Source organism: Neisseria subflava, from assembly GCF_003044935.1.
GTDB classification, from domain to species: domain Bacteria; phylum Pseudomonadota; class Gammaproteobacteria; order Burkholderiales; family Neisseriaceae; genus Neisseria; species Neisseria subflava_E.
Genome location: NZ_POXP01000003.1, coordinates 36,196 through 62,705 on the forward strand (window position 1 = coordinate 36,196; position 26,510 = coordinate 62,705).

Consider the following 26,510-nt stretch of genomic DNA (forward strand, 5'->3'; position numbering starts at 1 on the left):
GGTATAACCATGAATGAAGATATTATCAAAGGAAAATGGGAGCAACTCAAAGGTAAAGCCAAAGAAAAATGGGGTGAGCTGACAAACGATGATTTAGAAATCATCGAAGGCAAGCGCGATCAGTTGGCTGGTAAGCTCCAAGAGCGTTACGGTCGCACTAAAGATGAAGTTGAAAAAGAAATTAATGATTGGTTGAACAACTAAGACCGTTGAATTTCACAATAAACGGTCGTCTCTCCCTCGACCGTTTTTATATTAAACCGAAAGGAAAAAATCATGCTTCATTATTCGATCGTTTTCTTTATAATCGCTATTATTGCAGCTGTATTAGGTTTCGGTGGTATTGCAGGTAGTGCGGCAGGCATAGCCAAAATTTTATTTGCCGGTTTCTTGATCTTGTCGGTGATATCACTGATTTTTGGCAGGAAGAAATAATACTTGCAAACCAATAAGGTTGTATCAAGCCACTATTCCGTCAAATAGGCCGTCTGAAAAATCAGGATAACTGGTTTTCAGACGGCCTTTGTTCTTATAATAGCGGTTTATTGTTTTCACGCACCCAGCAACGGAGTTTCCATGCAGTTTTCAGCATTCGGCGAAAAATTCACACAACACAGCGGTATTTTGCAGTTGATGGACGATTTGGGCGACGCGCTCAAAAGCGACAAGCCCGTCAATATGCTCGGCGGCGGCAATCCGGCGCGGATCGCCGAAGTCAATGCGGTGTTCGCCGATGTGTTTTCCAAGTTGGCGGCGGAACACGCTGTTGAGAATATCGGCAATTATTCCAATCCGCAGGGCGATGCGGCGCTGATTGCGGCTTTGACTGAGTTTCTCAACCGCGAATACGGCTGGAACCTGACGGCAGACAATATCGCGCTGACCAATGGTTCGCAAAACGCGTTTTTCTATTTGTTTAACCTATTTGGCGGCAAATTCAATCTTTCAGACGGCCAAACGGCTGAGAAAGCCATTTTGTTGCCGCTTGCGCCTGAATATATCGGTTATGCCGACGTGCATGTCGAGGGGCAGCATTTTATTTCGGTAAAACCGAAAATTGAAAATGTCGAACACGAAGGCGAAGCGGGATTTTTCAAATACCGCGTGGACTTTGACGCGCTGGAGAGCCTGCCTGAATTGAAAGAGGGCAAAATCGGCGCGATTTGCTGTTCGCGCCCGACCAACCCGACCGGCAATGTGTTGACCGACGGCGAGATGGCGCGTTTGGATGCGTTGGCGCAGGAGCACGGGATTCCGCTGATTATCGACAACGCTTACGGAATGCCGTTCCCGAATATTATTTACAGCGATGTGACGCTCAACTGGCACGAAAACATCATCCTCTGCTTCAGCCTTTCTAAAATCGGCCTGCCCGGCGTGCGTACCGGCATTATTGTCGCCGCGCCGGAAGTGGTCAAAGCCGTCAGCAGTTTGAATGCGATTGTGAACCTGTCGCCAACCCGTTTTGGCGCGGCGATTGCGGCTCCGCTGTTAAACGACGGCCGTCTGAAACAGTTGGCCGACCAAGTGATTCAGCCGTTTTACCGTCGGCAGGCGCAAACGGCGGTTTCCCTGCTCAAACGCGAATTGGGCGCGTATCCGTTGAAAATCCACAAGCCTGAAGGTGCGATTTTCTTGTGGCTTTGGTTTGAAAACCTGCCCGTTTCGTCGCAAACTTTGTACGAAATGCTCAAGGCTGAAGGTACGCTGATTATTCCGGGCGAGCATTTCTTTGTCGGTATTGATAGGCAAGACTATCCGCACGCACACGAGTGCATCCGCATGAGCATTGCGCAGGACGTGGAAACGCTGGAAAAAGGAATTGCCGCGATCGGTCGTGTGGTGCGCGGTTTGTACGATAAAAAATAAACGCTTTGAATAGGCAAAGGCCGTCTGAAACGTGGGTAATCGGGTTTCAGACGGCCTTTTTGTCGGATTTAGATATGGTGGATAACCAGTTTTTTGCCTTCGTAATCGAGGACGTTGACGTCCATATCGAATAGGGTTTTGATGTTTTCAGCGGTGAAAATATCGTTGGGCTTGCCCTGCATGGCGACTTGGCCGTTTTTCATGGCGACGACGTAATCGGCATAGGCGGCGGCCTGGTTGATGTCGTGCAGGACGACGACGGTGGTGCGTTTGTGTTCGTCGGTCAGTCGGCGCAGGATTTGCATGAGGGAGCGGGCATGATACATGTCGAGGTTGTTCAGCGGTTCGTCGAGTAAAACGTAGTCGGTGCGCTGACAGAACACCATGGCAATCATGGCGCGTTGGCGTTGGCCGCCGGAAAGCTCGGTCAGGTAGCGGTCGGCGAAGTCTTGCAGGTGGAACTCAGCAAGCGCTTCTTCGACGATGGTTTTGTCGTTTTCAGACGGCCTGCCTTGATGGTAGGGATAGCGGCCGAACATGAGCAGGTCGCGCACGGTAATGCGGCTCATGATGCTGTTTTCTTGGGTGAGGATGGAAAGCGTGCGGGCGAGTTCGGCGGTGGGGGTAGTTTTGATGTCTTTGCCTGCGTAGCTGATGTCGCCGTGTACCAAGGGCTGCAGGCGCGCCATAAAGGAGAGGAGGGTGGACTTGCCTGCGCCGTTCGGACCGATTAGCGCGGTAATGCCGCCTTCGGGAATGTCGAGGCTGACGTCGTTGAGGATGGGGTTGCTGCCGATGGTGTGGCTGACGTTGCGGATGGTAATCATAGGCGGGTCCGAAAATGGGAAATTGGGGTTTCAGACGGCCTTGAGTTTTAAGGCCGTCTGAAACTTATTGATTATGACGTTTTAGATTTCGTTGACGGTGACAAATTCGGGATTGTCGGCTTGGTCAATCAGGAAGGCGCGGACGCGTTCTTGCCAAAGCTCGCCGAATTGTTTGAGTTCGTCGGCACTTGCGCTGCCGCTGACGGCTTTGGGCATGATGTCGCGCATTTGCGGCGCAAAGGGTTGAAGCGCGGCGTTGAGGCTGACGGCAACGGTTTTGCCGGTATCGCGGCGGCGGAGCGCGAGTGTGCCGTTGATTTCGCCTGCACCAAAGGACAATAAATGGCGGCGGGCAAAGCGTCCGGCCGGGCCTACGCCGCCAAAGCCGGTTTCGGGTGCCGCGCCGGTAAGGAGTTGGACGACGGAAGCGGTAACACCGGTCGTGCCTTCGTCACGCTCGCCCTGCATAAAGGCTTCGATGTCGCCGCGCTGCGGCAGCTCTTCGCCGTAAAGGGCTTTCAGGCCTTTGACCACCATCAGGTAGGCACCGGCGACGGTCGGGCAGGAGTGGCCGCACAGGCGCACGGCATCGGCGTAGTGGTAAGTGAGGATGCCGTTTTCGGCCGCGCCGAGGAAGTCGGCCAATGCGTCTTGGACGGTAATGGTCGGGGCATTATCGAAGAATGAAGGGAGGCGTTCTTGTGTCATGAGGGTTGTCCTTTATGGGTTTGCTAAGGCCGTCTGAAGGTTTCAGACGGCCTGAAACCTTTGCGGCATACTGTTTGCTGCGCTTTGAGCGGCATTTGCATTCAGTATTGCGGCAAAGGTTTCGGACTGAAACTGCGGTGTTATTTTAGGAGTATTTTTTTGTCCTGTATAAATTTTTCCGCCAGTTTTGTCACACCGTGGGTGTTGAGGTGGTTGGTGTCAAAATATATCGGCAAGCCGTCTATGGTTTTGTCTGCCGGAATCGGACCCATAATGTTGACCCAATGCACGGCAGGCCGCTGTTTGACGATGTTTTCTATGGTTTTGTCGGCTTCGGCGGAGCGGGCAATTTCCGCTTTTTTATGCTCGGAAACGTATTGCATATCGATGCCGAGACGCTGTTTCAGGTAGTAATGGCGCAGGGGCAGTTGCGCGTTCATCGGCGTGTCGGCAAAGACGTAAACCTGTTTGCCCTGTTGGATCAGGGTATCGAGCATTTTGCCGAAATGCTCCGTAAAACCGGGCTTGTCGGTATGCAGGAACCAACGTTGCGAGATAAAGACCACCGGATAGTTTTCGACCTTTTGTGCGATAAAGCGGTTGTAAGGGTTGCAGCGGTTGGCACGGCGGTCGCTTTGCGGCAGAAGGAAGCCGAAGGCAACGCCGCAGCTGTTGGACGAAATAACATCGGCGGCAAAGCCTTCCTGTTTGCCCACCATATCGATAAAGGGCGTCAGGTGGGCGGCGTGGGAGTCACCCATCAGCAGGACTTTGCTGCTTTGATTTTCCGCGCCGACAGAGCAGTCGGTTTTGGTCAAGGTATCCGCGCAGATTTTACTTTCGTCAACCGTATATAGGTTTGCCTCGTATGCGGCCGGTTTGGCAGTCAGCAGGTAGCCGGCGGCAGGAATCAGCAGGGCGAAATAGGCGGCGATTACCCCGATGAATTTCTTGGTGGTGAAATTCTTTATCCGTCGCGCTGGTGTTTCGACAAAGTAATAGGACAAAACGGACAAGCCGGACATCAGTACGACGGCCAATACAATCGCGGACATCGGCAAAGCGTTGTCCATGTAAACATAGCGCATGACGGCCAAGACCACCCAATGCCACAGATACAGCGAATAGGAAATCAAACCAATAAACACAACAGGCTTGAGGCTCAACAGTTTGGCGGTATTGAAGCCGTTTTGCGTTTGCAGGGTTTTGCCCGAGTAAATCAAGCCGCCAACCGCCGTACAGCACAGCAGCCGTTCGATATTGCCTTCGCCGGGCAATACGCCGTAAGGAAGCAGCAGCATGGCGGCAATCACCGCCATCATCATCCAGCCGACCAAAGACGTGCTGAAGCGGTCGTTGTTTTGAGAGGGCGGAATAAAGGCAAAAAGTGCGCCGATCAGCAGCTCATATGCGCGCACATAAGGCAGGAAATAAGGGTCCATGCCGAAGGTGGGCAAAAAGACGGACAACAGGCTCAATACAATCAGCAAAAGGATGAATTGGCGGATGTTGCGCCCTTTGCTGAATCGGAAAAAAGCAGTCAGCAAAACTGGAAAAACAAAGTAAAACTGCTCTTCCAGAGATAAAGACCAAATGTGTTGCAAAGGTTTTTCCGCCGCATCGGCATCGAAATAGCCGCCGCGCCGTGCAAAAAACAGGTTGGCCGAAAACAGCAACGCAAACGCTGCGGATTTGACGTATTGGCGCAGGTCAAACGACAAGAAAAAGATTGCGGCGGCCACGCTCGTACACAGCAATACGCAGGAAAAAACAGGCAAAATACGCTTCGCGCGGCGTTTGTAAAACTCTAAAAACGAAAAACTGCCGTTTTGCATTTCGCGGCTGATGATGGTGGTGATCAGATAGCCGGACAAAACGAAAAACATATCCACACCGAGAAAACCACCGGGCAGCCAAGCGGCATCAATGTGGAAAATAATGACAGCCAAGACTGCCAACGCCCGTATGCCGTCCAAGTCGGGACGGTATTTTAATGTCGTGCTCATTTTTTGTAATTTTAGTAAATCCAGTAATGTTTACTATGAGTACATGTCAGAAATTTAGTTTCATTTCAAGGATTAAATATTTTGAAAACATGGATTTCAGACGGCCTGAATTTATTTTTGCGAGCGTATGGGCACGTTTAATTTATTTCTTTTTCAACACCAAATATAAAAATACCAATCCACCTGCAAATTCGACGACCACGCTCAATACGGCCTGCATGCCGAGGAAGTGTTCGAAGATGGTTTGCCCGCCGACCAATAGGATGCCGCCGACACAAAAAGTCATGGGCAGGCGGACGGAATGTTTGACCGACGGAGAAAAATGGTTGGCCAGCGCGGCAACCAGCAGGCCGAAAAAGCTTACCGGGCCGACAACGGCGGTCGCAGTCGCAACCAGCGCGGCGATCCAGAGCAACAACCATAAGGTATTGCGCGTGTAGTTGATGCCCAAATTGATGGCTTGATTGCGGCCTAGCAGGTAAACATCGAGGCGGTGGCGTTCTCGCCAGATCACGACGGCGCTGATGAGCAACACGATTGCGCCGATACCCAACAATTCCGAGTGGACGGTATTGAAGGTGGCAAACATATTCGCCTGCGCGGCGGTAAATTCTTCGGGGTCAATCATGCGCGAAAGCAGCGATGACAGGCTGCGGAACAAAATCCCGAAAATCACGCCGATTAAAATCATGCGCGACAAATCGCGTCCGCCCTGTTTGATGAGCGTATAGAACAGCAGCAGCGAGCCGCCCATCATGACGACCAGTTCAAAGCCGAATTTGCCTGTCAACGGCAGGGAAGCATAGCCCACGCCGCCGAGCGTAAACACCAGCAAGGTCTGTAAAAACACATACAGCGAATCGAAACCCAAAATCGAAGGGGTCAGAATCGGATTATTGGTCAGCGTTTGGAAGAGTTGCGTGGACACGCCGACCGCATAGGCGACCATCAGCAGCGCGGCAAGCTTGGTCAAACGCAGGTGCAAGACAAAGTCCCAATCGCCTTTGACGTTGAGCGTCATAAACAGGACGCAGGAAACCAGCAACAGTGCAAAGGCGACCCACAACGGACGACTGCTTCCTGCCATAAAACCGATATTTTTTTCAGACGGCATGAGCAGGTTTCCTTAATAAAAGCCACAAAAACAAAACCGTCCCCATCACGCCAAAAACCGTAGAGACCGGAATTTCAAACGGAAACACAATCACGCGTCCGACAATATCGCACAGCAACACCAAAGACGCGCCCAGCAAGGCCACCGCAGGCAGGCTCTGGCGCAGCTTGTCGCCCATCAGGCGGCTGATGATGTTCGGCACGACTAGGCCGATAAACGGGATATTGCCGACAGTCACAACCACCAAAGACGTAATCAGCGCCACAATAATCAACCCCGACCACAGAATCGCCGTCCGGTTCAGCCCCAAGTTCACGCTCACCGTTTCGCCCAAACCCAAAATCGTCAGCTGGTCGGCAATCAAATAGGCAAACAAAGCCAAAATCCCCGTTGCCCACAACAATTCATACCGCCCGAGCAGCACGCCGGAAAAATCGCCCTGTTGCCACACGCCGAGCATTTGCAGCATTTCGTTTTCATACGCGATAAAGGTGGCCACCGCTTCAATCACACCGCCGAAAATAATCCCGACCAAAGGCACCATCAGTTGTGCGGTCGGCGGCAGGCGGCGGATCAGCAACATAAAGACCAACATCCCGATCAGCGCGGCAACGGCGGCAACCGACATTTTTGCCAGCAGCGGCGCGGCCGGAAGCAGCAGGGTCATCAGCAGCAAACCCAAAGCCGCGCTTTGGCTTGCGCCCACCATCGACGGTTCGACAAAACGGTTGCGCATCAAAATCTGCATAATCATACCGGCCACCGCCATCGACGCACCCGTCAGCACAATCGCAAACGTGCGCGGCAGGCGGCTGATGAACATGACCTGTTGACTGTCGGATAGCGAAAACAGGGCGGACCATTTGAATTCGGCCACGCCGACCGACAGGCTGACGGCAAACAATATCAGCAGCGCCACGCCGTTGACCGCATTTAAAAATGAAGGTTTGTGAAACATAAAATGGTTCGGAAAAAAATAAGGCCGTCTGAAAGAAGGGTTAAGGTATTTGGCAAAAAAGGGCAGGTTTGCCCATCATAAAAACAGATGCAAACAGGCAAAAATTGTCCATTTGCACCATGTATTTTCAGACGGCCTAAATCCAATGACTTCAGGTCAAGCAGCTTGATCCTGTGCATCATCAAACCTTTCAGGCCGTCTGAAAGAAGCGGGCGGCTATGCCCACACGGAATTACTTGGCCGCATTAAACGCATCGCTTACCTGTTTGGAAGCGTTCAGCAATTCTTGTGCGCCGCCGGCCGCCAGATAGGTTTCCGGCACGAGGTACACGACTTGGCCTTTTTTCCAAGCGGTTGTTTCGGCAACCAGCGGATTGTTCAACACATCTTTCGCAGCCTGGCCTTCTTCGCCGATGGCCGCGCCGCGATCCAAAACAAACAGCCAATCAGGGTTTTTCTCTTTCAGGTATTCAAAGCTGATAGGCTGGCCGTGGCTGCCTTCTTTAATCGATTCATCAACAGCGGGAACGCCAATGTCTTTATGCAACCAACCGCCCAAACGTGAGGAAGGGCCGAAAGCCGACATCTTACCGCCGTTGACCAATACCACCAAACCCTTACCTTTGCCTTGCGCAGCAGTTTTCGCCGCTTCAAACGAAGCATCGATTTCCGCTTTCAGCTTGTCCGCTTCGGCCTGTTTGCCGAAGATTTGCGCCAGCGCGTCGATGCGCTCTTTGGAACTTTCTTTCAGATTGGCGGTTTCGGCGGTCATTTCGATGGTCGGCGCGATCTCGTTCAACTTATCAAACGCTTTGGCTGCACGGCTGCCGATGATGATAAGCTGCGGTTTGTAAGCGTTTAAGGCTTCGTAGTCAGGCTCAAACAGCGTGCCGGCAGGTTTCGTGGTTTTGAAATATTCGTCCAAGTAGGGCAGGCGGTTTTTGTCGATGGACAAACCGGTTTTCACACCCAGTTTGTTTAAAGTGTCGAGCATGCCCAAATCGTAAACGGCGATACGCTCCGGATTTTGCGGCACTGTTGCCTCACCGCGCGTGGTTTTCACCGTCAGGCTTGCGCCTTCGGTTTGGGCGGCAGAAGCGGAAGCAGTTTGCGCCTGATTGGAAGCAGAATCTTTCGGTGAACACGCACCCAAAGCAAGGGTGCAGCATACGGCTAAAGCGGTCAAACGTAACATAGGGTTTCTCCGTGGTCGGGAATAAAGTAAATCGAAATGATAACTTGTATCGGACTATAAAGCCAGACGCCGTCTGAAAACTTTTGCTTTCAGACGGCCTTTTCAAGCTGATTGCTTAGAAGCGGTAGTTTACGCTCAAGCGGACATCACGGCCTGGTTCAGATAGGGCGCTGGCACCTGCGCGCTGGCTGTGCGGCTTGTAGTTTTTATCAAAGACATTATTGACAGCGAAGTTGACGTTCAAATCGTCTTTGCCTGTCGGCTTCCAGTTGGCAAAGATATCGTTGACACCGTAGCCTGCACGGACGACATTCAGAGCCACGTCAGAGCCGCGCGAGGTCGGTGCATAGCCTGCATTTTGGACATAACGTCCGCGCCAGCCAATTTCCAGGTTCGGATTGTCGAATTGGTAAGACAGGCCGGTTGTCCATGTGCGTCCCATCGGGATGGCGGTCGTTACTTTGTCGGCGGTATCGCCGTTCAGCTTCGGTTTGCTGTAGGCTACGCCTGCACGTGCGGTCAGACCTTTCCAGCGGTAGGCTGCGTTCAGTTCGTAACCTGTGTTTTTCAGCTTGCCGCCGTTATACCAGACGTTGTTTCGCCCTTCTTGACGGATGGCCTGTACATCTTTGATTTGCTGATGGAAATAGCTGCCGGAGAGCGTCAGGGCAGAATTCCAGTGGTAGTTAAAGCCGATTTCTGCATTTCGCGAGCGTTCTGCTTTCAAGTCAGGCGATGAAACAATCGGCCTGTTGTTTGCTAAAGCTGCTTCGTACAGGCGGGGGCTGCGGGTTGCATAGTTCAGACTGGTGTTGATGGAGAAATCAGGAGTAATGTCATAAACCAACCCGATGCTCGGATTGAGGTTGCCGTCTGAATTTTCTGTATTACTGCTGGTTTTCATTTTCCAACGGTCATAGCGCAAACCTGTGGTCAGTGTAACTGGAGAGAAATCCCAAATACCTTCTACATATACGCCGGCATCGCTTTTCTTCTCGCTGTTTTCTCCTTTTGAGCTGCTTTTTTGAGTGCGCCAGTTTACTCCGTATTTCAAGGTATGGCGGTCAAATAGACGGCTGTCGAGATTCAGATTGGCTCCGTATGTCCGTACTTCGCCGTCCAATTCATAATTTGGATTGGGGACTTCATCACGTTTGGTGTTCAAACGGTAAACATTGGCTTTGATTTTGTCGATAAAGCCCAAGTTTCCGCCTTTGAATTCCAAGTTGGTGGTGTCTTGGGTCAGCGTGCGGTAACGCGGCGCGTTGTTGGCGGTATTCGGAATGCGGTTGCCGTTGGCATCCAAAACGTATTGACCCGTGCGGCGGTCGGTTTGGAAGACTTGTGAGAAATCGAACTCTTCGCGCAGGGCGCGTTCTCCATATTGTTTTTCTTGGCGGTGGCTTAATTCAATGCGGTTGTCTTCGTTAAAACGATAGCCGATTTTGCCCAACAAGCCGCGTGAACCCAATCCACTGTTTAAAACCTTATCGCTTCCGAGCAGATTACGGTAGCCTTTGCCTGCTGTGTATTCTTTGTCGCGTACGAAATTACCTGAAACCAAAGCGTCAAAACCACCTGCCTGACCATAAACGCTTGCGCCGCGTGAATAGCCTTTATTGCTGCTGATACCGGCATTGACTTTGAAACCGACGTTTTGACCCTCTCTCAGCAAATCTTTGGCTTCAACCGTTTCGGCAACAATTGCGCCGCTGGTTGCACCAATACCTGCAGAGGCTGAACCCGTACCTTTTTGCACGGCAACGACTTTTACCAATGCGGGGTCAAGCATAAAGCGGCCGTTGTGGTGGAAAATCTGGCTGTCGGTGTAAGTATCATCAACTTTATAGTCTATTTGGTCTTGTCCCATGCCGCGGATGGTTACCCACTGCGACTGACCGTTGCCGCCGCCGAAACTGATAGAGGGTTCGTTGAACAATACGTCTTTTAAATCAGTGGAAGTCGTTTCTTCCATACGTTTTGTCGTTACACGGTGTGTGGCGCTTGTGGCCTGACCTTTGACGGTAACGGTATCAAGCACAACATTGTCTTTGGCTTCATTTTCTGCGTGTGCAAAACCGGCCGCCAGTGTCAGTGACAGCAGGCTTAGTCGAAACAGGGGCGTATTCATTGAGAAATGTCCTTAATAAAATGACAGTAATAAAAAATAAAAGCAAATAAAGAGAAATTATCTTTAAAATATGCAATTAAGAATAATCATCATTTATAATAATGCATATAAAAGAAACGGTTGTAAAGAGTTGTATTGAATTTGTAAAGGAAATGGGTTGTTTTTAAACGAACTTTGCAGTTGGTATATCAGGCCGTCTGAAAAATATGTGTTCGGGCATTTTTGCGTATGAAAATATTTGGAAAGACTGCATAGAAATTTTTACTTTTTCCCTTGAATTTGTCGCAGACAACCCAAATCTACCCGCCATTACGGCAGGCTTTCTACTAAGTGTGCCGCTATTTTCAAGCAAACCGTGTCTGTCATGTCCGACAGACAATTGTTTTCAATCTATTTATTTATCGGAGCATTAAGACATGACCATCCGCCCTTTACACGACCGCGTAGTCGTCAAACGCTTAGAAGCTGAAGAAAAAACCGCCTCCGGCATCGTTTTGCCGGGTGCGGCTGCTGAAAAACCCGACATGGGCGAAGTAATCGCCGTGGGTGCGGGCAAAATCGGTAAAGACGGCGCGCGCCGTCCGCTGGATGTCAAAGTCGGCGACAAAGTGATCTTCGGCAAATACAGCGGCCAAACTGTAAAAGCCGACGGCGAAGAGCTGTTGGTAATGCGCGAAGAAGACATCTTCGGTATCGTTGAATAATTGTTGAATTAAGTTTCAGAACCAAAGGCCGTCTGAATCAAACATGAAGTTTTCAGACGGCCTCAAACAGATTTTTAATATTGATTTGGAGAATTTAAATGGCAGCAAAAGACGTACAATTCGGCAATGAAGTTCGCCAAAAAATGGTAAACGGCGTCAATGTATTGGCAAACGCCGTACGCGTAACTCTGGGCCCTAAAGGCCGCAACGTGGTACTTGACCGCGCTTTCGGCGGCCCGCACATCACTAAAGACGGTGTGTCTGTTGCAAAAGAAATCGAATTGAAAGACAAATTTGAAAACATGGGCGCGCAAATGGTGAAAGAAGTTGCGTCTAAAACCAACGACGTAGCCGGCGACGGTACCACTACTGCAACCGTATTGGCGCAATCCATCGTTGCCGAAGGCATGAAATACGTGACCGCCGGCATGAATCCGACCGACCTGAAACGCGGTATCGACAAAGCCGTTGCCGCTTTGGTTGACGAGCTGAAAAACATCGCCAAACCTTGCGACACTTCTAAAGAAATCGCCCAAGTCGGTTCTATTTCCGCCAACTCTGACGAACAAGTCGGCGCGATTATCGCCGAAGCGATGGAAAAAGTCGGCAAAGAGGGCGTGATTACCGTTGAAGACGGCAAATCTTTGGAAAACGAGCTGGACGTGGTTGAAGGTATGCAGTTCGACCGCGGTTACCTGTCCCCTTACTTCATCAATGACGCTGAAAAACAAATCGCTGCTTTGGACAATCCGTTTGTATTGTTGTTCGACAAAAAAATCAGCAACATTCGCGATTTGTTGCCTGTTTTGGAACAAGTGGCCAAAGCCAGCCGTCCGCTCTTGATTATCGCTGAAGACGTAGAAGGCGAAGCCTTGGCGACTTTGGTGGTGAACAACATCCGCGGTATTCTGAAAACCGTTGCCGTTAAAGCCCCTGGCTTCGGCGACCGCCGCAAAGCCATGTTGCAAGACATCGCTATCCTGACCGGCGGTGTGGTAATTTCCGAAGAAGTCGGCCTGTCTCTGGAAAAAGCGACTTTGGACGACTTGGGTCAAGCCAAACGCATCGAAATCGGTAAAGAAAACACCACCATCATCGACGGCTTCGGCGACGCAGCCCAAATCGAAGCGCGTGTTGCCGAAATCCGCCAACAAATCGAAACCGCGACCAGCGAATACGACAAAGAAAAACTGCAAGAGCGCGTGGCTAAATTGGCCGGCGGTGTGGCAGTGATTAAAGTTGGTGCTGCTACCGAAGTTGAAATGAAAGAGAAAAAAGACCGCGTGGAAGACGCGCTGCACGCTACCCGCGCAGCCGTTGAAGAAGGCGTGGTTGCAGGCGGCGGCGTAGCCCTGTTGCGCGCACGTGCCGCTCTGGAAAACCTGCACACCGGCAATGCCGATCAAGACGCAGGCGTACAAATCGTATTGCGCGCCGTTGAGTCTCCGCTGCGCCAAATCGTTGCCAACGCAGGCGGCGAACCTAGCGTGGTGGTGAACAAAGTGTTGGAAGGCAAAGGCAACTACGGTTACAACGCAGGCTCCGGCGAATACGGCGACATGATCGAAATGGGCGTACTTGACCCTGCCAAAGTAACCCGTTCTGCGCTGCAACACGCCGCATCTATCGCCGGCCTGATGCTGACTACAGACTGTATGATCGCTGAAATCCCTGAAGAAAAACCTGCTACGCCTGATATGGGCGGCATGGGTGGTATGGGCGGCATGCTGTAAGGCCGTCTGAAACCTTCAGATAAAAAGCAAAACCGCACGGCAAGTAGCCGTGCGGTTTTTTATTTGCCAGTAAGAAGCGTGAGATGGTGAGGGGGTATGCCATGATTTGCAGAGAAATAAGGGTAACCAGTTCAATTTAATTAGAAGTAATCAAATAAACTTCATCATCAAAAAAGGCCGTCTGAAACTTTATTTTATGTTTCAGACGGCCTGCTTAATGATTTAAACCGTTACTTTTTGCCCGAACGGCTGTATCGGACAGCTTGAGACAAGATTTCTTCAATTTCTATCCACATAATGCCTCCTTACAGTAAACCAGGTTGACCTAAAGCCGGGTCGTTAGCTCGTGCCGCTTGAGCATCTTCGACAGTCAGTCCAAGGGCTTTGGCTACGCCTTCACCGTATGCCGGATCGCAACGGTAGCAGTTGCGGATGTGGCGGTATTTGATGAAGTCTGGTGCATCGCCCATGGCTGCGGCGGTGTTGTCGAACAAAGCCTGTTTCTGCGCGTTGTTCATCAGATTGAACAAGGCGCGCGGTTGGCTGAAATAGTCGTCATCGTCTTGTCGGTAGTCCCAGTGCGCCGCGTCGCCGTTGATTTTCAAAGGCGGTTCGGCGAAGTCGGGCTGTTGCTGCCATTGGCCGAAGCTGTTGGGTTCGTAGTGCGGCAGGCTGCCGTAGTTGCCGTCGGCGCGGCCTTGTCCGTCGCGCTGGTTGCTGTGGACGGGGCAACGCGGGCGGTTGACTGGGATTTGGCGGAAGTTCACGCCTAAGCGGTAGCGTTGCGCGTCGGCGTAATTGAACAGACGGGCTTGCAGCATTTTGTCGGGGCTGGCGCCGATACCGGGCACGAGGTTACTCGGGGCGAAGGCGGATTGTTCCACATCGGCGAAGAAGTTTTCGGGATTGCGGTTCAACTCGAATTCGCCCACTTCAATCAGCGGATAGTCTTTTTTCGGCCAAACTTTGGTCAGGTCGAAGGGATGGTAAGGTACTTTTTCCGCATCAGCCTCAGGCATAACTTGGATGTACATCGTCCATTTCGGAAACTCGCCGCGTTCGATGGCTTCGTACAAGTCGCGCTGGTGGCTTTCGCGGTCGTCTCCGATGATTTTTGCGGCTTCTTCGTTAGTCAGGTTTTTAATCCCTTGCTGGCTGCGGAAATGGAATTTCACCCAAAAACGCTCGCCCGCTTCGTTCCAGAAGCTGTAAGTATGCGAACCAAAGCCGTGCATATGGCGGTAGCTGGCGGGGATGCCGCGGTCGCTCATGACGATGGTGACTTGGTGCAGGGCTTCGGGCAGCAGCGTCCAGAAGTCCCAGTTGTTTGTGGCAGAACGCATATTGGTACGCGGGTCGCGTTTGACGGCTTTATTTAGGTCGGGGAATTTACGCGGGTCGCGCAGGAAGAACACGGGCGTGTTGTTGCCGACCATATCCCAGTTGCCTTCTTCGGTATAGAACTTCAATGCAAAGCCACGGATGTCGCGTTCCGCATCTGCTGCGCCGCGCTCGCCTGCCACGGTGGTGAAACGGGCGAACATCTCGGTTTGCTTGCCGACTTCGCTGAAGATTTTGGCGCGGGTGTATTTTGTGATGTCGTGTGTTACGGTAAACGTACCGAACGCGCCTGAACCTTTGGCGTGCATACGGCGTTCGGGGATGACTTCGCGCACGAAGTCGGCGAGTTTTTCATTCAGCCACAAATCCTGCGCCAGCAGAGGGCCGCGCGGACCGGCGGTCAGGCTGTTTTGATTGTCGGCAACGGGCGCGCCGTTGTTCATGGTCAGATGGGTGACAGGGCATTTGGAGATGGACATAGTTATTTCCTTTGTGAAGTTTTCATAGGTTGATGAGACGGTTTGCCGGACGGGATGCTTATATCCGAACGGATAATAAAAATTTAATATCGATATTTAAATTTCGTTTGTATTAAGCTATGAGTCGAACTATACAGAAAGGTTTTAGCTATTGGAACTATGAAATCGATTTAGAATTAATATTGACAATTAGGAATTAAATTTCATTAGTTTTTATTAATGGTAAGGCTGTAAAAAAAGGCCGTCTGAAACTTTATTTTGCGTTTCAGACGGCCTGATTTTTAGTCAAAACAAAGGATTATTTATCCTGTTTGGCTTTGCGTTCTTCCAGCCAGTGTTCCAAGTAGTGGATGCTGACGCCGCCTTTTTGGAAACCTGGGTCGCTGAACAAGTCGCGGTGCAGCGGCGTATTGGTTTTGATGCCGGTAATCGCCAGCTCGGCAAGGGCTACGCGCATTTTTGCCATGGCTTGGTCGCGGTCTTTACCGACGACGCAGACTTTGCCGATCAGGCTGTCGTAGTAAGGAGGGATGCGGTAGCCTTGGTAAATATGGCTGTCGACGCGGACGCCGAAGCCGCCGGGCAGGTGGCAGCTTTCAATCAGGCCCGGACTTGGAATGAAGTTGTACGGGTCTTCGGCGTTGATACGGCACTCAAACGCGTGGCCTTCGACTTGAATGTCTTCCTGTTTGTATTGCAAAGGCAGGCCGGATGCGATGCGTAATTGCTCTTGGACAATGTCCACGCCGGTGATGAGCTCGGTAACCGGATGCTCAACCTGAACGCGTGTGTTCATCTCGATAAAGAAGAATTCGCCGTCTTCGTACAGGAATTCAAACGTACCTGCGCCACGATAGCCGATGCGTTTGCAAGCGTCGGCACAGGCTTTGCCGATTTTGGCGCGTTCTTCTTCAGTGATGAACGGGGCCGGTGCTTCCTCAATGACTTTTTGGTGGCGGCGCTGCATGGAGCAGTCGCGCTCGGCGAGGTAGATGGCGTTGCCGTGTTCGTCGGCAATCACTTGGATTTCGACGTGGCGCGGACGCTGCAGATAGCGCTCCATGTAAACCATCGGGTTGCCGAATGCCGCGCCTGCTTCGGCTTTGGTCATTTCGACAGACTGGAGGAGGTCTTCTTTTTTCTCGACGACGCGCATACCGCGGCCGCCGCCGCCGCCGGAGGCTTTGATAATGACGGGATAACCGACTTTATCGGCAATTTTCAGGATTTCTTCACCATCGTCCGGCAATGCGCCTTCAGAGCCGGGAACGCAAGGCACGCCGGCTTCGATCATGGCGTGTTTGGCGGATACTTTGTCGCCCATCAGACGGATGGTGTCGGCTTTCGGGCCGATGAAGACAAAGCCGGATTGTTCGACTTGTTCGGCAAAATTGGCGTTTTCGGCGAGGAAGCCGTAGCCCGGGTGGATGCCGTCGGCTTCGGTGACTTCGGCGGCAGCAATGAGGGCGGGAATGTTGAGGTAGCTTTGTGCGGATGCGGCAGGGCCGATGCACACGGATTCGTCGGCGAGTTTGACGTGCAGGCTGTCTTTGTCGGCTTCGGAATGGACGGCGACGGTGGCGATGCCCATTTCACGGCAGGCACGCAGGACGCGCAGGGCGATTTCGCCCCGGTTGGCGATCAATACTTTTTTCAGCATGATAATCTTTCCGGATGGTTCAGACGGCCTATTGGCGGCCGCCTAATGCGTTGCGGATTTTCTGGTCGGTTTTGTATTGGCTCAAAGCGTAAACCGACCACATGGCTGCCGGTATCCAGCCAACCAGCGTACATTGCAGAATCAGACAGATGATGCCTGCAAACGGACGGCCGATGGTGAAAAACTGCAGCCATGGCAAGAAAATAGCCAAAATCAGACGCATGGTTTGTCCTTAATGAACAGAAAAAGGAATTTCAGACGGCCTTAAAGATAAAGGCCGTCTGAAAAAACGGATTATTCAATGATGAAGAGCGGCTCGCCGTATTCGACCGGAGTACCGTTTTCAACCAGAATTTCTTTAACGACACCGGATTTCTCGGCTTCGATTTCGTTCATCAGCTTCATGGCTTCGATGATGCACAAAGTATCGCCGGCTTTTACTTGTTTACCTACTTCGACGAAAGCGGCGGCGTTCGGGCCGGGGGCGCGGTAGAACGTACCGACCATAGGCGATTTCTGCGCGTTGGACAAATCGCGAGCGGCAGGGGCGGCAGCTGGAGCGGCTGCGGCCGGAGCAGCGGCAGGGGCGGCAACCGGAGCGGCTGCGGCAGGTGCCGGAGCAGCATAAATAGGAGCTGCGGCGGCAGTGGTGCGCGTAATGCGGACTTTTTCTTCGCCTTCGGTAACTTCAATTTCTGCAATGCCTGATTCTTCGACCAAATCAATCAGTTTTTTTAATTTACGCAAATCCATTGCTTTTCCTTTTTAGCGCGGCATAAAGTGCATATTGGGTATGCGCCGCTGTGGTTTTAGATGATTTCCTGAGACGTCGGAAGGTAGGTTTGCCATCCGGCGTTTAAATAATGTCGGAACAGGGCGGAGCCTGAGAAATGAATCTGGTTATTTTCCCGAACTTGTCGGTAAATGTCCAGTAAAAGATAGAAAAAAGGCGTTTTTCGGCGAAAAAAGAAAGGAACGCTGATTTTCGTTAAAAAGTGATTTTTTCAAGAGCGTTTATTCTAATTTATTGGTTTTTCGACAAAACATGCCGTCTGAAAACCAACTTTGCGCGTATAATGGCGCCTGTTTTTTTAAAGTATGCACGACAATGGATATTTCCGATTTTGATTTTGAATTGCCCGAAAAACTGATTGCTCAGCATCCTCCGGAAGTGCGCGGCAGTAGCAGGCTTCTGGTTGCCTTGCCTACATTGCCGATTGAAGACAAACATTTCGGCGATTTACCCGATTATGTCGCACCGGGCGATGTGCTGGTGTTTAACAATACCAAAGTGATGAAGGCACGCCTGTTCGGCCAAAAAGCCAGCGGTGGCAAAATCGAAGCCCTGATTGAGCGGGTATTGGACGCGCATACTGCATTGGCGCACATCCGCTCGTCCAAATCGCCGAAACCGGGTACAGAATTGATTTTTGAAGGCGATATCCGTGCCGTCATGATGGAGCGTGCGGAAGAATTGTTTTGCCTGAAATTTGAAGGCGAGCAAACCGTTTACGAACTTTTAGAGCAAAACGGCCATCTGCCCTTGCCGCCTTATATCGAACGCGCGGCCGATGATGAAGACGACAGCCGCTATCAGACCGTGTACGCCAAGTATCAAGGCGCAGTGGCCGCGCCGACGGCAGGCTTACACTTTACCGATGAATTGTTGGGTCGTCTGAAAGCCAAAGGCGTAGAAACCGCAGAAGTGACCCTGCACGTCGGTGCCGGCACATTCCAACCCGTGCGCGTCGATAAAATTGAAGAACACAAAATGCACAGCGAGTGGTTTGACGTACCGGTCGAGACTGTTGCCGCCGTTGAGGCTGCCAAAGCGCGCGGCAATAAGGTGTGGGCTGTGGGCACAACCTCCATGCGCGCCTTGGAATCCGCCGCACGCGAGACAGGCCGTCTGAAAGCCGGTCGCGGCGATACCGATATTTTCATTACGCCGGGCTACCGCTTCAATGTTGCCGACCGCTTGATTACCAATTTCCACCTGCCCAAATCAACCTTGCTAATGCTCGTCAGCGCGTTTTCGGGCATGGAACATATCCGCAGCGTTTACCGTCATGCGGTGGAACAGGAATACCGCTTTTTCAGCTATGGCGATGCGATGATTTTGGGGAAAGCGGAATAAATCGGAAACGGATTGGAGCGTTTCAAACAGAGGTTATTTGGGTTGTCCCGAATCTGAATCAGTTTGAACGCTCTACTAAAATACGCGAATTAAAATAAATTATTGAAGTAAACACGCGAAGTTATTGGAATTTGAGTTGTAAGAAATAAAGCACAAAACAAAAAGGCCGTCTGAAAATCGTTTTTCAGACGGCCTTTTATCTTTCCATGCTTAGGCGTCGATGTTTTGCGCCAGCAGGGCGTTGTTTTCGATGAAGGCGCGGCGCGGTTCAACTTCGTCGCCCATCAGGGTAACGAACACTTCGTCGGCGGCGATGGCGTCTTCGATGCGGACTTTCAGAAGGCGGCGGACGGTAGGATCCATCGTGGTTTCCCAAAGTTGTTCCGGGTTCATCTCGCCCAAGCCTTTGTATCGTTGGATGGACATGCCTTTTTGGGCAACGCTCATCAAGATGTCCAAAGCGCCTTCAAAGTTGTCGATGTCGTATTCGTTGTCGCCTTTGTAGAGCTTCGCCCCTTTGCCGACCATGCCTTTGAGTGCGGCGGCGGTTTGGGTAAGGGTTTGGTAGGCTTTGCTGTTGAGGAACTTAGGCTCAAGGTAGCTCACCATCACATTGCCGTGCAGCTTGCGTGTGATTTTGATGAACTGGTGTCCTTCGTGGCCTTCGATGCGTTCGAGCGCGACTTCTTTTTCGTCCAAGAGGCCGCTCAATTCGGCAACTGCGCGGTCTGCACTTTCTGCCGTGCTGAGATCGACCGGCGAAGCATGCAACATGGCATGCAGGACGAGTTCGTCAATGATGCGGCTTTCTTGCTCGATGACGGTTTTGGCCAACAGGAATTGTTTGGCAGTATTGGCAAGCTCTTCGCCTTCGATGGTGCGGCCGTCTGAAACGATTTTGGCTTTTTCCAAGGCCAAACCGAGCAGCCATTGGTCTTTTTCCAGTTCGTCTTTGAGATAGCGCTCTTGTTTGCCGTATTTGGCTTTGTACAAAGGCGGCTGGGCAATGTAGATGTAGCCGCGTTCGACCAGCTCGGGCATTTGGCGGTAGAAGAAGGTCAGGAGCAGGGTGCGGATGTGCGCGCCATCCACGTCGGCATCGGTCATGATGATGATGCGGTGGTAGCGCAGTTTTTCGGCATTGAATTCTTCTTTGCCGATGCCCGCGCCCAAAGCGGTAATCAGCGTGGCGACTTCTTGGCTGGCCAGCATTTTTTCAAAACGTGCTTTTTCGACGTTCAAAATTTTACCTTTGAGCGGCAAAATCGCTTGGAATTTGCGGTCGCGGCCCTGCATGGCGGAACCGCCTGCGGAGTCTCCCTCGACGAGGTAGAGTTCGGACAGGGCAGGGTCTTTTTCTTGGCAGTCAGCCAGTTTGCCCGGTAGACCCAAACCGTCCATCACGCCTTTGCGGCGGGTAATTTCGCGGGCTTTGCGGGCGGCTTCGCGCGCGCGCGCGGCATCGACGATTTTGCTGGTGATAATTTTGGCTTCGGTTGGGTTTTCTTCAAGGAAGTCGGTCAGGGCTTGGTTGATGACTTCATTGACAACGGGGCCGATTTCGCTAGAAACCAGTTTGTCTTTGGTTTGCGATGAGAATTTCGGATCGGGCAGTTTGACGGACAAAACGCAGGTCAGGCCTTCACGCATATCGTCGCCGGCGGTTTCCACTTTGGCTTTTTTAGCCACTTCGTTGGCTTCGATATAGTTGTTGATGGTGCGGGTCATCACTTGGCGCAGCGCGGTCAGATGGGTGCCACCGTCGCGTTGCGGAATGTTGTTGGTGAAACATTGCACGCTTTCTTGGTAGCTGTCGTTCCATTGCATCGCGCATTCGACGCTCATGCCGTCTTTTTCGCCGAATGCGTAGAAGATTTTTTCGTGCAACGGCGTTTTTTTGCGGTTCATGTATTGCACGAAGCCGGCCACGCCGCCGGAGAGGGCGAAGCTTTCGTGTCTACCGTCGCGTTCGTCGATCAGCTCGATGTCTACGCCGTTATTCAGGAAGGAGAGTTCGCGGATACGTTTGGCGAGGGTGTCGAAGCTGTATTCGACATTGCCGAAGGTTTCGCTGCTGGCGAGGAAGCGTACGGTTGTGCCTTTTTTGTCGGAATCGCCGACGACCTTCAACGGCTCTTCGGTTTCGCCGCGCACGAAGCGGACGAAGTGTTCTTTACCGTCGCGGTAGATGGTCAGCGTTACCCAGTCGGATAGCGCGTTGACGACGGATACGCCCACGCCGTGCAAGCCGCCGGAGATTTTGTAGCTGTTGTTGTCGAATTTGCCGCCTGCGTGCAAGACGGTCATGATGACTTCGGCGGCGGAGCGGCCTTCTTTCGGATGGATGCCGGTCGGCATACCGCGGCCGTTGTCGGCCACGCTGACGGAATTGTCGGCATGGATGGTTACGGTGATTTTGTCGCAATGTCCGGCGAGCGCTTCGTCAATGGCGTTGTCGAGCACCTCGAACACCATGTGGTGCAGGCCGCTGCCGTCCTGCGTGTCGCCGATATACATACCGGGGCGTTTGCGTACCGCTTCCAAGCCTTCCAGCACTTGTATGCTGTCGGCGCCGTATTCTTCGTGTTTTTGGTCAGTCATGGTCTTTTCTTGCTGAATTTCAAGGAATTTTTCCGTGCGCGCAATGAAATGTCAAACGGGCGCAGCGGATGTGTTCCGAAAGGTCAAAATAATAGGCAATTATACCTGATTTTGCTGGAATATTCAGCGTTTTAAGTACAAAAAGGCCGTCTGAAAGATTAAATTTCAGACGGCCTTTGTATCGGAAAACAGGTTTAGCGTTTGACGCCACTCAATCGCGCCCAGCCTTCTTCGATTTCGGCAGGTTCGATGTCGAACCATTGGCTGTAAATGCCGCTGAGTTCTTCGACTTGTTCGTCCAAAAGGCCGGACAAGACAATGCGGCCACCTTGTTTGGTGCGTGCGGCAAGCATTTCGCCGAGCATACGCAGCGGGTTGGCCAGAATGTTGGCGACAACGACATCAAATTGACCTTGTGGCAGGCCGTCCGGCAGGTAGAACTGCGCGTCGACGTTGTTTTGCGCGGCATTGTCTTTGCTGGCGCGGATGGCTTGTTCGTCAATGTCTACGCCGATGGCGGAGCCTGCACCGAGTTTGAGGGCGGCAATGGCCAAAATGCCTGAGCCGCAGCCGTAGTCCAATACGCTTTCGCCGCCTTTGAGCTGCGTGTCCAGCCATTTGAGGCAGAGACGTGTGGTCGGATGGCTGCCTGTGCCGAAGGCAAGACCCGGGTCGAGTTGCAGGTTGACGGCGTTGCCGTCGGGCGCTTCGTGCCAAGACGGGGTAATCCATAGGCGGTCGGAAATTTGAATCGGGTCGAATTGCGCTTGGGTCAGGCGTACCCAGTCTTGATCTTCAAGGATTTCGCCGGTGTATTTCAAATCGTTCAAACCGCATTCCTGCGCGGCGGCTTCGATAATGGAAGCGGCATCGTCGCTTTCGCCGAAAAGGGCGATGACTTTGCTTTGTTGCCAGATTTGTTCGGTCGGCATGCCCGGCTCGCCGAAAATGGCCTGCTCGTTTTCTGTACCGGCGTAGGCATCTTCAATGGCGGCGGACAATGCGCCGTGTTCCATCAGCGCGTCGGCAAGGCGTTCGGCGACGGCATCGTTGACGTTGATGGTGATTTGTTGATAGGACATGGTGGGGCTTTCTTTTTAATAAGGCCGTCTGAAAATCGACGTTGTGCTTTCAGACGGCCTTGTAAGGTATGAAACCTGATGATGCGGGTTTATCGGTTTTTCAAACCCAGTACGTCTTGCATATCGTACAGGCCTTTTTTGCCGTTTGCCCAAACTGCGGCGCGTACGGCACCGGCGGCAAAGGTCATGCGGCTGCTGGCCTTGTGGGTAATTTCCACGCGCTCGCCGTCGGTAGCGAAGAGGGCGGTGTGGTCGCCGACGATGTCGCCTGCGCGGACGGTGGCAAAACCGATGGTGGACGGATCACGCGGGCCGGTATGGCCTTCGCGGCCGTAAACGGCGCATTCTTTGAGGTCGCGGCCGAGGGCGTCGGCAATGACTTCACCCATGCGCAACGCAGTGCCGCTTGGGGCATCGACTTTGTGGCGGTGGTGGCCTTCGATGATTTCGATGTCGTAGCCTTCGTTTAACACGCGGGCGACGGTGTCGAGGATGTGGAAGGTCAGGTTGACGCCGACGCTGAAGTTGGCGGCGAAGACAACGCCTATTTTTTCGCCTGCGGCTTGGATGGCGGCTTTGCCTGCGTCGTCGAAACCGGTGGTGCCGATGATGATGTTGACGCCTTTTTCCACGCATTTTTGCAGGTGTTTCAGGGTTGGTTCGGGGCGGGTAAAGTCGATGAGGACATCGCTTTGAGCCAGTACGGCATCCACGTCGTCTGAAATGGCAACGCCGGTTTTGAGGCCGGAGGCGAAGCCTGCATCCAAACCCAATACTTCCGAACCGGAATGCTCGAGTGCGCCGGAGAGGACGGTATCGGGATGGTTGTTGACTGCTTCAACCAAGACGCGGCCCATGCGACCATTGACGCCGGCAATGGCGATTTTCAATGCGCTCATGGGGCTTCCTTATTGCGGTTTGGTTTCGGTGGTCGGAACGACGTTTTGTCCGGCCTGAACCGCTTCGATGGATTTTTGAATGGCATCGCCTTCGGCGCGTGCGAGGACGTCGTTTTCAAAGTACAGGGTCAGGTTGCTTTGTTCTTTGATGATGCCGTTGCGGCTGGTGTTGAAAGTGTAATCCCAGCGGTCGGCATGGAAGGCGTCGCGCAAGAGTGGCGTACCAAGCAGCAGTTGGACTTGGTCGCGGGTCATACCTTGGCGCAGGGAAACCACGGCGCGGGGATTGAGCTCGTTACCTTGAATGATTTTAAGTTTGTAGGATGGAAAGTTGGATACGCGCTCGGCACTGCATGAGGCCAGACCTAAAATAGCGGCGATGGCAAGGCATAAGGCTTTATTCACGGGCTTACCTTTCTGTGTCATTTCGGGAAAGATGTTTATCATCGCTTGAATATTTTTAAAAAGCAAACGATAATCATCTTCTTAATTTTTCTTTTCGCCGATTTTCAATTGCAAGACCGGCGGCAGATTGCCGCCCTTTAACGGCCCAATAGTGGGCAAACGGGCGGAAAGTGCGTATTATAACGGTTATTACCTTACAGGGATATTGAATATTATGGAAAAATTCAGCAACATTGCGCAATTGAAAGACAGCGGTTTGAAAGTTACAGGTCCGCGTTTGAAAATTTTGGACTTGTTTGAAACTCATGCCGAGGAGCATTTGAGTGCGGAAGATGTGTACCGTATCCTGTTGGAAGAGGGCGTGGAAATCGGCGTGGCGACGATTTACCGTGTGTTGACCCAGTTTGAACAGGCCGGCATTTTGCAACGCCACCACTTTGAAACCGGCAAAGCGGTTTACGAATTGGACAAAGGCGATCACCACGACCACATCGTTTGCGTGAAATGCGGCGAAGTAACCGAATTCCACAATCCGGAAATCGAAGCGCTGCAAGACAAAATCGCTGAAGAAAACGGTTACCGTATCGTTGACCACGCGCTGTATATGTACGGCGTATGCGGCGAATGCCAAACCAAAACCAAACGTTAATCAGTTTGTATGTTGATTTTTCAGACGGCCTTGGGCATTTTCAGCCTGAGGCCGTCTGAAACTTTATGGGCTTTACGATGAAGATTCCTTTTCTTGCGCCACGGGATTATCGTTTCCCCGACCTGTCTTACGCTTTGGCAGAATGCGACGGCTTGGTCGGCATCAGCGGCGATTTGGATACGGGGCGGCTGTTGTCGGCGTATGGGCAGGGGATTTTTCCGTGGTTTAGCCGCGACGGTTGGTTTTTCTGGTATGCGGTTGCGCCGCGGGCCGTGATTGTGCCGGAAAGCCTGCATATAGGCCGTTCGCTCGCCAAAACTTTGCGTCACAAGCCGTATCGGGTAACGGTCAACCGCTGTTTTGAAAAAGTGATTGCCCATTGCGCCAATGTGCCGCGTCCGGAACAGGACGGAACGTGGATAGAACCAGCGTTTCAGACGGCCTATTTGAAGCTGCACCATCAGGGGCATGCGCATTCGTTTGAATGCTGGCTGCCGGACGAACAAGGCGAAATGCAGTTGGCAGGCGGGTTTTACGGCGTGCAAATCGGCTGCGTATTTTATGGTGAATCGATGTTTGCCTTGCGTCCCGATGCGTCAAAGGTTGCGTTTGCCTGCGCCGTACCGTTTCTGGAGGATTTGGGCGTTGCACTGATAGACTGTCAGCAGGATACGGAACATATGCGCCGTTTTGGTTCGCAGTTGATGGATTTTGCCGACTTTCAGACGGCCTTGAAGGATTTGAACGCGAAACCGTTAAAGCGGAATATCGAATGCGGCGTGGTGGCTGAAAATCTTCTGCAAAAGATTGGCGGCGAAGATTGATTTATCGGCACGGCGTGTCGGCAGCATCGACAGTCTGCATATTGTGATTGGGAAACCGATTGGAAAATAAATGCGATTCCATTCACTTGAACAGGCCGTCTGAAAATCTTGGCTTAGCCGAAATCCGGCCGTGTAACGCTCGGCGCTAATCATGTTAATAGCTGACGAAATCGCTTTTACATGGCAAAATAACGAGTTAAATATTTGTAATAGGGTGCCTGAATAGGTTTCAGACGGCCCTGATCTCTTGAAGGAATCAACATGTCTTTGCAAAACATCATTGAAACGGCTTTTGAAAACCGTGCCGAAATCAATCCGAATACTGTTACCCCCGAAGTGCGTGAAGCGGTTTTGGAAACCATCCGCCAACTCGACTCCGGCAAACTGCGCGTTGCCGAGCGTTTGGGCGTGGGCGAATGGAAAGTCAACGAATGGGCGAAAAAAGCCGTGTTGCTGTCTTTCCGCATTCAGGACAATGAAATTCTCAACGACGGTGTGAACAAATACTTCGACAAAGTGCCGACTAAATTTGCCGATTGGTCTGAAGACGAATTCCGCAGCGCAGGTTTCCGCGCAGTTCCGGGTGCGGTTGCCCGCCGCGGCAGCTTTGTGGCGAAAAATGTCGTGTTGATGCCTTCTTATGTCAATATCGGCGCATACGTTGACGAAGGTGCGATGGTCGATACTTGGGCAACTGTCGGCTCTTGCGCGCAAATCGGTAAAAACGTGCACTTGAGCGGCGGCGTCGGCATCGGCGGCGTACTCGAGCCTCTGCAAGCCAGCCCGACCATTATTGAAGACAACTGCTTCATCGGCGCGCGTTCTGAAATTGTTGAAGGCGTGATTGTCGAAGAAGGCAGCGTGATTTCTATGGGCGTGTTCATCGGTCAATCCACCAAAATCTTTGACCGTACTACCGGCGAAATCTATCAAGGCCGCGTACCGGCAGGTTCGGTTGTTGTATCCGGCAGCATGCCTTCCAAAGACGGCAGCCACAGCCTCTACTGTGCGGTTATCGTCAAACGCGTGGATGCGCAAACCCGTGCGAAAACCAGCGTGAATGAATTGTTGCGCGGTATCTAATCGGATAACGATGACGCCGACTGAGGGTGGGTGGCAAAGCCTGCCTTACGGTCGGGTGTGAACACAAAACAGGCAGAATATTCTGCCTGTTTTTTTATGGTTTAA

The 26,510-nt window shown here is 52.0% G+C and carries 24 protein-coding genes; 9 read left to right on the forward strand and 15 right to left on the reverse strand.

Features of this window, described 5'->3' with window-relative positions:
- Positions 1-9 precede the first annotated feature (9 nt).
- The 3 genes from DBY95_RS08095 (at position 10) to DBY95_RS08105 (ending at position 1,869) form a co-directional block, all read left to right on the forward strand.
- The gene (locus DBY95_RS08095; protein ID WP_107723988.1) at positions 10-204 is read left to right on the forward strand and encodes a CsbD family protein; all 195 of its coding nucleotides are present in this window, start codon (positions 10-12) and stop codon (positions 202-204) included.
- A 72-nt stretch (positions 205-276) separates the two neighbouring features.
- Entirely contained in the window at positions 277-435 is a 159-nt protein-coding gene (locus DBY95_RS08100; RefSeq protein WP_039862543.1) for a DUF1328 domain-containing protein, read from the forward strand.
- A gap of 141 nt (positions 436-576) precedes the next feature.
- Complete coding sequence (locus DBY95_RS08105) at positions 577-1,869, forward strand: valine--pyruvate transaminase (RefSeq protein WP_107723989.1); 1,293 nt, start codon at positions 577-579, stop codon at positions 1,867-1,869.
- A 68-nt stretch (positions 1,870-1,937) separates the two neighbouring features.
- On the opposite strand, the gene DBY95_RS08110 is transcribed toward DBY95_RS08105, so the two are convergent.
- From DBY95_RS08110 to DBY95_RS08140, 7 genes are all read right to left on the reverse strand, one after another.
- The gene (locus tag DBY95_RS08110; RefSeq protein WP_003684210.1) at positions 1,938-2,696 is read right to left on the reverse strand and encodes an iron ABC transporter ATP-binding protein; all 759 of its coding nucleotides are present in this window, start codon (positions 2,694-2,696) and stop codon (positions 1,938-1,940) included.
- An 81-nt stretch (positions 2,697-2,777) separates the two neighbouring features.
- Positions 2,778-3,404, reverse strand: coding sequence for an FmdE family protein (locus DBY95_RS08115; RefSeq protein ID WP_107723990.1), 627 nt, complete (start codon positions 3,402-3,404; stop codon positions 2,778-2,780).
- 140 nt (positions 3,405-3,544) lie between these two features.
- Positions 3,545-5,410: an acyltransferase family protein gene (locus DBY95_RS08120; protein WP_107723991.1), complete on the reverse strand. Its 1,866-nt coding sequence runs from the start codon at positions 5,408-5,410 to the stop codon at positions 3,545-3,547.
- A gap of 142 nt (positions 5,411-5,552) precedes the next feature.
- Entirely contained in the window at positions 5,553-6,524 is a 972-nt protein-coding gene (locus DBY95_RS08125) for an iron chelate uptake ABC transporter family permease subunit (protein WP_107723992.1), read from the reverse strand.
- On the reverse strand, positions 6,514-7,482 hold the full coding sequence (locus DBY95_RS08130; RefSeq protein ID WP_063068311.1) for an ABC transporter permease: 969 nt from the start codon (positions 7,480-7,482) through the stop codon (positions 6,514-6,516). The genes DBY95_RS08125 and DBY95_RS08130 overlap by 11 nt, the downstream gene beginning before the upstream one ends.
- 232 nt (positions 7,483-7,714) lie before the next feature.
- A complete protein-coding gene (locus DBY95_RS08135) occupies positions 7,715-8,677 on the reverse strand; it encodes a siderophore ABC transporter substrate-binding protein (RefSeq protein WP_107723993.1) in 963 nt (320 codons plus the stop codon).
- A gap of 115 nt (positions 8,678-8,792) precedes the next feature.
- Positions 8,793-10,808: a TonB-dependent receptor domain-containing protein gene (locus DBY95_RS08140; RefSeq protein ID WP_107723994.1), complete on the reverse strand. Its 2,016-nt coding sequence runs from the start codon at positions 10,806-10,808 to the stop codon at positions 8,793-8,795.
- Positions 10,809-11,224: 416 nt separating this feature from the next.
- Here DBY95_RS08140 and groES point away from each other — a divergent pair, with 416 nt between their 5' ends.
- Positions 11,225-11,512 (forward strand): co-chaperone GroES, encoded by a 288-nt coding sequence (gene groES, locus DBY95_RS08145; RefSeq protein ID WP_003744509.1) that lies wholly within the window; start codon positions 11,225-11,227, stop codon positions 11,510-11,512.
- Between the two features lie 98 nt (positions 11,513-11,610).
- Complete coding sequence (groL, locus tag DBY95_RS08150; RefSeq protein WP_107723995.1) at positions 11,611-13,245, forward strand: chaperonin GroEL; 1,635 nt, start codon at positions 11,611-11,613, stop codon at positions 13,243-13,245.
- 305 nt (positions 13,246-13,550) lie between these two features.
- Here groL and katA read toward each other — a convergent pair whose 3' ends face one another.
- From katA to accB, 4 genes are all read right to left on the reverse strand, one after another.
- Positions 13,551-15,065, reverse strand: coding sequence for a catalase KatA (gene katA, locus DBY95_RS08155; protein ID WP_107723996.1), 1,515 nt, complete (start codon positions 15,063-15,065; stop codon positions 13,551-13,553).
- Positions 15,066-15,363: 298 nt separating this feature from the next.
- Positions 15,364-16,725, reverse strand: a complete 1,362-nt coding sequence (gene accC, locus DBY95_RS08160) for an acetyl-CoA carboxylase biotin carboxylase subunit (protein WP_107723997.1) — start codon at positions 16,723-16,725, stop codon at positions 15,364-15,366.
- A 28-nt stretch (positions 16,726-16,753) separates the two neighbouring features.
- A complete protein-coding gene (locus DBY95_RS08165) occupies positions 16,754-16,948 on the reverse strand; it encodes a YqaE/Pmp3 family membrane protein (protein ID WP_039862547.1) in 195 nt (64 codons plus the stop codon).
- A gap of 71 nt (positions 16,949-17,019) precedes the next feature.
- A complete protein-coding gene (accB, locus tag DBY95_RS08170) occupies positions 17,020-17,478 on the reverse strand; it encodes an acetyl-CoA carboxylase biotin carboxyl carrier protein (protein WP_049350800.1) in 459 nt (152 codons plus the stop codon).
- Between the two features lie 355 nt (positions 17,479-17,833).
- Between accB and queA the strand changes: the two genes are divergently transcribed.
- Positions 17,834-18,862, forward strand: a complete 1,029-nt coding sequence (gene queA, locus DBY95_RS08175; protein ID WP_107723998.1) for a tRNA preQ1(34) S-adenosylmethionine ribosyltransferase-isomerase QueA — start codon at positions 17,834-17,836, stop codon at positions 18,860-18,862.
- Positions 18,863-19,072: 210 nt separating this feature from the next.
- On the opposite strand, the gene gyrB is transcribed toward queA, so the two are convergent.
- The 4 genes from gyrB to DBY95_RS08195 form a co-directional block, all read right to left on the reverse strand.
- Positions 19,073-21,463: a DNA topoisomerase (ATP-hydrolyzing) subunit B gene (gene gyrB, locus DBY95_RS08180; protein WP_107723999.1), complete on the reverse strand. Its 2,391-nt coding sequence runs from the start codon at positions 21,461-21,463 to the stop codon at positions 19,073-19,075.
- Between the two features lie 194 nt (positions 21,464-21,657).
- Positions 21,658-22,545 (reverse strand): 50S ribosomal protein L11 methyltransferase, encoded by an 888-nt coding sequence (gene prmA / locus DBY95_RS08185; protein ID WP_004520996.1) that lies wholly within the window; start codon positions 22,543-22,545, stop codon positions 21,658-21,660.
- Positions 22,546-22,634: 89 nt separating this feature from the next.
- Positions 22,635-23,444, reverse strand: coding sequence for a 4-hydroxy-tetrahydrodipicolinate reductase (gene dapB, locus DBY95_RS08190; protein WP_036492678.1), 810 nt, complete (start codon positions 23,442-23,444; stop codon positions 22,635-22,637).
- A gap of 9 nt (positions 23,445-23,453) precedes the next feature.
- Positions 23,454-23,849, reverse strand: coding sequence for an outer membrane protein assembly factor BamE (locus DBY95_RS08195; RefSeq protein WP_003682810.1), 396 nt, complete (start codon positions 23,847-23,849; stop codon positions 23,454-23,456).
- Between the two features lie 151 nt (positions 23,850-24,000).
- Between DBY95_RS08195 and fur the strand changes: the two genes are divergently transcribed.
- The 3 genes from fur (at position 24,001) to dapD (ending at position 26,405) form a co-directional block, all read left to right on the forward strand.
- Positions 24,001-24,498 carry a ferric iron uptake transcriptional regulator gene (fur, locus tag DBY95_RS08200; RefSeq protein ID WP_003682812.1) on the forward strand — a complete coding sequence of 166 codons (498 nt, stop codon included), beginning with the start codon at positions 24,001-24,003 and terminating at the stop codon, positions 24,496-24,498.
- A 77-nt stretch (positions 24,499-24,575) separates the two neighbouring features.
- Positions 24,576-25,322 (forward strand): leucyl/phenylalanyl-tRNA--protein transferase, encoded by a 747-nt coding sequence (aat, locus tag DBY95_RS08205; RefSeq protein ID WP_107724166.1) that lies wholly within the window; start codon positions 24,576-24,578, stop codon positions 25,320-25,322.
- A 261-nt stretch (positions 25,323-25,583) separates the two neighbouring features.
- Positions 25,584-26,405, forward strand: a complete 822-nt coding sequence (gene dapD / locus DBY95_RS08210; protein ID WP_003684212.1) for a 2,3,4,5-tetrahydropyridine-2,6-dicarboxylate N-succinyltransferase — start codon at positions 25,584-25,586, stop codon at positions 26,403-26,405.
- The last annotated feature ends 105 nt before the right edge of the window (positions 26,406-26,510 follow it).

Bases quoted from the DNA above. Each gene is read 5' to 3' on its own strand.
- DBY95_RS08095 (WP_107723988.1), top strand. From the start codon at position 10: ATGAATGAAGATATTATCAAAGGAAAATGGGAGCAACTCAAAGGTAAA.
- DBY95_RS08100 (WP_039862543.1), top strand. From the start codon at position 277: ATGCTTCATTATTCGATCGTTTTCTTTATAATCGCTATTATTGCAGCT.
- DBY95_RS08105 (WP_107723989.1), top strand. From the start codon at position 577: ATGCAGTTTTCAGCATTCGGCGAAAAATTCACACAACACAGCGGTATT.
- DBY95_RS08110 (WP_003684210.1), bottom strand. From the start codon at position 2,696: ATGATTACCATCCGCAACGTCAGCCACACCATCGGCAGCAACCCCATC.
- DBY95_RS08115 (WP_107723990.1), bottom strand. From the start codon at position 3,404: ATGACACAAGAACGCCTCCCTTCATTCTTCGATAATGCCCCGACCATT.
- DBY95_RS08120 (WP_107723991.1), bottom strand. From the start codon at position 5,410: ATGAGCACGACATTAAAATACCGTCCCGACTTGGACGGCATACGGGCG.
- DBY95_RS08125 (WP_107723992.1), bottom strand. From the start codon at position 6,524: ATGCCGTCTGAAAAAAATATCGGTTTTATGGCAGGAAGCAGTCGTCCG.
- DBY95_RS08130 (WP_063068311.1), bottom strand. From the start codon at position 7,482: ATGTTTCACAAACCTTCATTTTTAAATGCGGTCAACGGCGTGGCGCTG.
- DBY95_RS08135 (WP_107723993.1), bottom strand. From the start codon at position 8,677: ATGTTACGTTTGACCGCTTTAGCCGTATGCTGCACCCTTGCTTTGGGT.
- DBY95_RS08140 (WP_107723994.1), bottom strand. From the start codon at position 10,808: ATGAATACGCCCCTGTTTCGACTAAGCCTGCTGTCACTGACACTGGCG.
- groES (WP_003744509.1), top strand. From the start codon at position 11,225: ATGACCATCCGCCCTTTACACGACCGCGTAGTCGTCAAACGCTTAGAA.
- groL (WP_107723995.1), top strand. From the start codon at position 11,611: ATGGCAGCAAAAGACGTACAATTCGGCAATGAAGTTCGCCAAAAAATG.
- katA (WP_107723996.1), bottom strand. From the start codon at position 15,065: ATGTCCATCTCCAAATGCCCTGTCACCCATCTGACCATGAACAACGGC.
- accC (WP_107723997.1), bottom strand. From the start codon at position 16,725: ATGCTGAAAAAAGTATTGATCGCCAACCGGGGCGAAATCGCCCTGCGC.
- DBY95_RS08165 (WP_039862547.1), bottom strand. From the start codon at position 16,948: ATGCGTCTGATTTTGGCTATTTTCTTGCCATGGCTGCAGTTTTTCACC.
- accB (WP_049350800.1), bottom strand. From the start codon at position 17,478: ATGGATTTGCGTAAATTAAAAAAACTGATTGATTTGGTCGAAGAATCA.
- queA (WP_107723998.1), top strand. From the start codon at position 17,834: ATGGATATTTCCGATTTTGATTTTGAATTGCCCGAAAAACTGATTGCT.
- gyrB (WP_107723999.1), bottom strand. From the start codon at position 21,463: ATGACTGACCAAAAACACGAAGAATACGGCGCCGACAGCATACAAGTG.
- prmA (WP_004520996.1), bottom strand. From the start codon at position 22,545: ATGTCCTATCAACAAATCACCATCAACGTCAACGATGCCGTCGCCGAA.
- dapB (WP_036492678.1), bottom strand. From the start codon at position 23,444: ATGAGCGCATTGAAAATCGCCATTGCCGGCGTCAATGGTCGCATGGGC.
- aat (WP_107724166.1), top strand. From the start codon at position 24,576: ATGAAGATTCCTTTTCTTGCGCCACGGGATTATCGTTTCCCCGACCTG.
- dapD (WP_003684212.1), top strand. From the start codon at position 25,584: ATGTCTTTGCAAAACATCATTGAAACGGCTTTTGAAAACCGTGCCGAA.